Annotated in this window: 5 protein-coding genes; all 5 read left to right on the forward strand. The window is 65.7% G+C overall.

Going from position 1 to position 6178, the window contains the following annotated elements; genetic code table 11:
* Positions 1–8: 8 nt before the first annotated feature.
* The 5 genes from FHS22_RS33125 to FHS22_RS33145 all read left to right on the forward strand — a co-directional run bounded on the left by FHS22_RS33125 (position 9) and on the right by FHS22_RS33145 (position 6080).
* Positions 9–1361, forward strand: coding sequence for an ABC transporter substrate-binding protein (locus tag FHS22_RS33125; RefSeq protein ID WP_184948139.1), 1353 nt, complete (start codon positions 9–11; stop codon positions 1359–1361).
* A 35-nt stretch (positions 1362–1396) separates the two neighbouring features.
* Complete coding sequence (locus tag FHS22_RS33130; RefSeq protein ID WP_184948140.1) at positions 1397–2905, forward strand: glycoside hydrolase family 36 protein; 1509 nt, start codon at positions 1397–1399, stop codon at positions 2903–2905.
* 133 nt (positions 2906–3038) lie between these two features.
* A complete protein-coding gene (locus tag FHS22_RS33135) occupies positions 3039–4073 on the forward strand; it encodes an integrase core domain-containing protein (protein WP_221474430.1) in 1035 nt (344 codons plus the stop codon).
* A gap of 1045 nt (positions 4074–5118) precedes the next feature.
* Complete coding sequence (locus FHS22_RS33140) at positions 5119–5439, forward strand: hypothetical protein (protein WP_184948142.1); 321 nt, start codon at positions 5119–5121, stop codon at positions 5437–5439.
* Positions 5439–6080, forward strand: coding sequence for a nucleotidyl transferase AbiEii/AbiGii toxin family protein (locus tag FHS22_RS33145; protein ID WP_184948143.1), 642 nt, complete (start codon positions 5439–5441; stop codon positions 6078–6080). The genes FHS22_RS33140 and FHS22_RS33145 overlap by 1 nt, the downstream gene beginning before the upstream one ends.
* Positions 6081–6178: the final 98 nt, after the last annotated feature.

Here is a 6178-nt window from a genome sequence, read left to right on the forward strand (position 1 = left end):
GCACCAGAATGCGTGTTTTCCGGCTGGGCGCAACGGCCCTGACCATCGTCATGGTCTCGGCCACCCTCACAGCGTGCGCCGGCAACGAGGAGGAGACGTCCGGTCCCGGCCCCGTGACCCTCACCTACGCCCTGTGGGCCGACAACCAGCTTCCCGCCTACAAACAGTGCGCCGACGCCTTCACCAGGAAGAACCCGAACATCGCCATCAACATCACCCAGGCGGCGTGGGACCAGTACTGGCAGAACCTCACCACGCAGATCGCCTCTGGTGAGGCACCTGACGTCTTCACCGACCATGTCGCCTACTATCCGCAGTTCGTCGTCCGCAACCAGATCCTGGACATCCAGCCGTACGTGGAACGCGACAAGGTCGACCTCGCCCAGTACCAGTCCGGTCTGGCGGATCTGTGGATGCGCGACGGCAAACGCTACGGCCTGCCCAAGGACTGGGACACCATGGCCATCGTCTACAACCAGGACATTCTGTCGAAGGCGAAGGTCAAGCCGGCGGAACTGCAGGACATCTCCTGGAACCCAGAAGACGGCGGCGACTTCGAGAAACTGATCGCCCGCCTGACCCTGGACGAGCAGGGCCACAACGGCCTTGACCCCGCCTTCGACAAGAGCAAGATCAAGGTCTACGGCTTCCTGCCCGAGATGAACGACGGCGCCCACGGCCAGAACGGATGGGGCAACTTCGCCCACAGCGCCGGCTTCTCCTATCTCGACAAGAACCCGTGGGGCAGCCACTACAACTACGACGACCCACGACTCGCCGCCACCGTGGACTGGTACGGCCGACTGGTCGACAAGGGGTACGCACCGAAGTTCGACAAGCAGTCCACGCTCGGCCGCGACGCCGTGATGGAGGCAGGCAAGGGCGCCATGACCATCACCGGCTCCTGGATGGTCACGGTGTACACCGACCAGAAGGCCAAGCAGAAGTATGCGTTCGCGCCGCTGCCGGTCGGCCCGCAGGGCCGCAAGAGCGCCATCAACGGACTCTCCGACGCGATCTACGCGGGTACCGAGCACAAGAACGAGGCCTGGCAATGGGTCAAGTTCCTCGCCTCGACAGAGTGCCAGGACCTCGTCGCCCAGAACGCGGTGGTCTTCCCCGCGATCAAGACCTCATCCGACAAGGCGCTCGCCGCCCACCAGGCCGCCGGCCGCGACGTCCACGTGTTCGTCGATGAGGCCAAGGCCGCGAACGGCACCTTCATCCTGCCGATGACCGACAAGGCGAACGAGATCGGCGAGATCGTGCAGAACGCGATGCAGTCCGTCTGGCTGGACCAAACGGACGCCAAAACCGCGCTCAGCGCGGCCAACAAGCAGGTCAACGGCCTGCTTTCGTGACCCACCAGAGCGGAAGAAACGAACAGGAAGATACGATGCCTCATCTCATCGACGTGGGCGGCCAGCAGTTCGCGGTCGAACTGACCCCACAAAGCCCCGACGCCGTGCCGATCCCCGACAGTGGCGGAGTCATCCTGCCCGCAGGCCGGGTCGCGATCCTGCACGGCATGCGCGAGGGCGCTCAGTTCTACCGGCACGGGTGGAACTCCTGGAGCCCTTCGGGTTGGCGCAGCCTGTCCCAGCCCCCCATGCGGGTGCCCACCCTTGAACGACGGATGACCTTCGACGATGTGGCATGGGACGACCCAGGACGCCACCACGCCGCCGGGCTGGCAGCGATCACCCGTGGCGACGGCACGACGCTACTGCTCGGAGCGCTGGGCGGCGACGTGCCCCGGGTGAGCGCGGACGACGACACCCTGGCCGGCTGGTACGAGACGTCCCCAGCACCGTGGTTCGTGGCGTGCGGATCAGAAGAAGAGGTATTCGGCGCCTACGCTGACGCGCTCAGCCGCCACCGGAGTCTGGCCCGTCCACGCAACAGCACAGGACCGGTCTGGTGCAGCTGGTACTCCTACTACGAGGACATCTCGGAGTCCCAGATGCACTCCGACCTGGGGGACTTGCGCGGCCTGCCGTTCGACGTCGTCCAGATCGACCACGGATGGGCGGCCGATGTCGGCGACTGGCAGCCCAACGCGAAGTTCCCCAGCGGCATGGACGCGCTGGCCGCTCGCATCGCAGAGGCCGGCTTTGTCCCTGGACTGTGGCTTGCGCCCTTCATCGCGCTCCCCACCTCGCGCATTCTGCGCGAGCGGCCGCACCTGTTCCTGCGCGACCGCGACGGGGAACTGGTCACGGCCGGCAACTGGGATGGGCCCTACCACGCACTCGACCTCACCCTCCCCGAGGCCCTCGACCACCTCACCACCATGATCTCAACCGCGGTCGGCTGGGGATACCGGTATCTCAAACTGGACTTCCTGTTCTCCGCCGCCGTGGTCGCCGAGAGGCACAAGGAGATCGGCCGCGAACAGGCCTACCGCGAAGCCATCTCGATGATCCGCTCGGTAGCCGGCGACGACGTCTACCTGCTCGGCTGCGGAGCACCGGTCCTGCCCTCGCTCGGCGTCTTCGACGGCCTCAGGATCGGGCCCGACGTCAACGCCTTCTGGCGCAACTACAACGCACCCAACGACGACCCCTCCGACGCACGCGGTGAGACCTCGTTCCTCAACTCGCTCAACCGGCTCTGGCTGAGGCCCCTCATCGACCTCGACCCGGACGTCGTCTACTTCCGCACCCGGGAAAACCTGCTGACGACCAAGGAACGGCAATTGCTGCGCGACTTGGCCGAGGTGTGCAACTTCTTGGCGACCTCCGACCCTCCCTCGTGGCTGCTGCCCGACGAACTGGACCTGATGACCTCCTACCTGACCCGGCAGCCGAGCATCCGCCAGCTGGGACGATACCGCTTCGCGATCGGCAGCCGCGAGGTCGACTTCGCTCCCCACGTCGCCGCGTCCCCCGTCTGGGGGCGCTGACCAGAGGACTACCTCGCCGGACCGCCCTGTACCGCTTCAAAAGTCGTCGCAGGGCGCTTGACCTGCGAATCGACCTGATGCGGAGGTACGGGCAAGATCGGTTCTTGTGCCTCTCCGTCTCCTCTACCTGATCATGATCCGGGTGTTCGGCTGGCTGGCGCTACTGGGCCGACGTCAAGCCTCCAAGAATGCCGAGATCATGATGCTCCGGCACGAGGTGGCGGTGCTGCGGCGGCAGGTTGCCCGGCCGAAGCCGGACTGGGCCGATCGAGCGGTCCTGGCCGCGCTGGCGCGGTTCTTGCCCTCTGCCCTGCGCGCGCATCGGCTGGTGACGCCGGGCACGCTGCTGGCCTGGCACCGGCGCCTGGTCCGGCGCCGGTGGACGTATCCGAGCCGGTTCGGTCGCCCGAGGATGAGCAAGGAGATCCGGGAGTTGGCGCTGCGCCTGGCGCGGGAGAACCCGGCCTGGGGATATCGCCGGGTGCACGGCGAGCTGGTCGGGCTCGGCTACCGCGTGAGCGAAGCGACCGTGCGGCGGATCCTGCGGGGCCGGCGCTTCGGCCCGGCGCCCCGAGATGCCGACACCTGCTGGCGAACGTTCCTGCGCACCCAGGCGAAAGGGCTGCTGGCCGTTGATTTCTTCCACATCGACACGATCTCCTTGAAGCGCCTGTACGTGCTGTTCGTGATGGAAGTGGCGACCCGGCGCGTGCATCTCCTCGGCGTGACCGTCCACCCGACCGGCGCCTGGACGGTCCAGCAGGCCCGCAACCTGCTCATGGACCTCGGCGGCCGGATCGGCTCGTTTCGCTTCGTCGTCCGCGACCGGGATACCAAGTTCACCCAGGTGTTCGACGCGGTCTTCGCTGACGCAGGCGTGACGGTGGTCAAGACACCGCCGCGGACGCCGCGGGCGAACTGCTATGCCGAGCGGTGGGTGCGCACCGTACGGGCCGAGTGCACCGACCGCATGCTGATCTACAACGAACGGCACCTCCGCTCGGTGCTCGGTGAGTACGTCGATCACTACAACGAGCATCGGCCGCACCAGTCCCGCGCGCAGCGGCCACCCGATCATGACGGGCGGGCCGTTGTGCCGCTGGAAGGTCGGATCGAATGCCGGAGGGTGCTCGGCGGGTTGATCAACGAGTACCACCGAGCCGCGTAGCCGCTCCGGAGAACGCCCAGCTCAAGCCCTATGCGATGGATTTTGAAGCGGTACAGGGTCAGATCGGAGTCACTGTGAAAGGGGCCGGCCGGGCGGGTCAGGGGGTCTGCTGTTTCCTGAGTCGTGCTTGGCCGGAAATTGGCGGGCGGGGACAGAAACGGAAGGGAAAGAACTGCCTGCGGGCGCGCCTGCGGATTGACGGAAGCGTGAATCCGCTGCTTCGGCAGCAGTCGCGAAACAGTCCGCCGTAACCGCCGGACTGCTTTAAGTTTCAACGTTGGAGGTGGCCGGGTCGGCGTCGGAGGGGGAGTTGATCCGGCCACTTTCAAGGGATTAACAGGAGCAAAGCAGGTGTAGCGGACTTATCTGGCCTGTCGCCGGATGACAGTAAAGGTTCTTCTGCTGCTGCCGTTATGTCCGGAAAACGAAGCATTGTCGGCGGGGAGCTCCCGGAGAGTGGCTACGGGACCTGTGGACGGGGCGGGTGGCTTGACCGAGGATTCACCGTTGACGGGGTCTGTTGAGGTCCGGCGGCCCCGAGGGACCTTCCGCCTTGGCCTTCCGGTGACCGTCCAGAGGGCCTGACGTGAAACAGGCCCCCTAGGCGATCTGGTGGGGCCGGGTTCCGATACACGCGAGCAAACATGGAGCAAACATCGCCGCTCTGCGGCTCGCGCAGAGCCCGTCTGAACCGAGAAATCGCAGGTCAGACGGGGTGCGAGTGGTAGGGCGCCTGGGACTCGAACCCAGAACCTACGGATTAAAAGTCGACGGGTTCACTGCCGTCCGGTGCCGCGACCTGCCATCTCGTACCGTTCTGTCCGCCGGCGTCCCCGCCGGTCTGCCGGGTGCTGTCACCGTGTGCCGGGCCGTATCGCGACAGACGAGCAACCACCGAGCAAACATGGGTCCTTGACCATGGACCGTATCGGGGTAAGGCGGCCTTCACGGTGTGGTCGCCGAAGTTGGTCACGCTGATGGCTTGCCCGTGTGGGGTTGCGTCATCGAAGGGGTGGGGCTCCGGCGGAAATGTCACACTGGAGGCATGGACAGGGCGCTCAATTACGCGAACATCCGCCCGTATGCGGTTCCTCGCGCTCTGGAGGAGCTGACCGGGCCTGCGGACGGGATCGTCACGCTGCCCGGCTGGTTGGACTGGAGCCCGCGACGCTCCTACGACCTGTCCGATCCGACGGCGTTGCGGGTGATGTACGAGCAGGTGATCCAGGAAGGCCGAGAACAAGATCTCAAGGCGTACCTGAACACCGATCTGCTGGTCCGCATCTGGCCTGATCTGATCTTGCCGGTGCGGGTCCGCCGACTGTGGGAGTCACGCTTTACCTGGCTTCGTGATCAGGTCGCGTGATGGACCCCTTCCACCGACGACTGATCGAGATCGGTCTCAGCGTCGCCGATCAGTACGGCTTCGCGCTGGCCGGTGGTTACGCCGTGCAGGCGTACGGGATCGTGGAGCGGCCGAGCGAGGACGTCGATCTATTCGGTGCGCTGGACATGGACTGTCCGGCGGCGGCGGATCAGGTGGCCGAGGCGTACCGAGCAGCCGGGTACCAGGCTGAGATCTTGCAGAGCACTGAACGGTATGTCCGGATGTGGATCTCTGAGCGTGGCACAGGTCATGGCTGCAAGGTTGAGGTTGTCGCGGACGTGCGCTTTCAGCCGCCGGTGCGGATGGAGATGGGCCCGGTCCTCCATCCGGATGACGTCGCGGCCGGGAAGACCGAGGCGTTGTTCAACCGCGCGCTCGCTCGTGACTTCATCGATGTGGACGCGCTCGTGGAGTCGGGCCGGTACACGCGCGATCAGCTTCTGGAGCTGGCCGCTCGCCGGGATGCCGGGTTCGATCGGGAGGTGTTCGCGGAGATGCTGGCGTACGTGCGTCGCCGTACCGATGAGGAGTTCGCCGTGTACGGCGTCGATGCGGCCGGGACTGAGGCGCTCAGGGAGCGTTTCGGCGTGTGGGAGAAAGAACTGCGGAAGGGCGGGTGACCCCGACCTCGGCTATTCAGCCTGAGAATGCGCTTCAAGATCGATAAATGAAGAAGGTGCGCCCGATCTGCAAGGATGTGAGTGTCTAGATCAAATCC

It is taken from the genome of Thiemannella venezuelensis, from assembly GCF_014203605.1.
GTDB classification, from domain to species: domain Bacteria; phylum Actinomycetota; class Actinomycetes; order Streptosporangiales; family Streptosporangiaceae; genus Planomonospora_A; species Planomonospora_A venezuelensis.

Bases quoted from the DNA above. Each gene is read 5' to 3' on its own strand.
- FHS22_RS33130 (WP_184948140.1), top strand. From the start codon at position 1,397: ATGCCTCATCTCATCGACGTGGGCGGCCAGCAGTTCGCGGTCGAACTG.
- FHS22_RS33125 (WP_184948139.1), top strand. From the start codon at position 9: ATGCGTGTTTTCCGGCTGGGCGCAACGGCCCTGACCATCGTCATGGTC.
- FHS22_RS33145 (WP_184948143.1), top strand. From the start codon at position 5,439: ATGGACCCCTTCCACCGACGACTGATCGAGATCGGTCTCAGCGTCGCC.
- FHS22_RS33140 (WP_184948142.1), top strand. From the start codon at position 5,119: ATGGACAGGGCGCTCAATTACGCGAACATCCGCCCGTATGCGGTTCCT.
- FHS22_RS33135 (WP_221474430.1), top strand. From the start codon at position 3,039: ATGATCCGGGTGTTCGGCTGGCTGGCGCTACTGGGCCGACGTCAAGCC.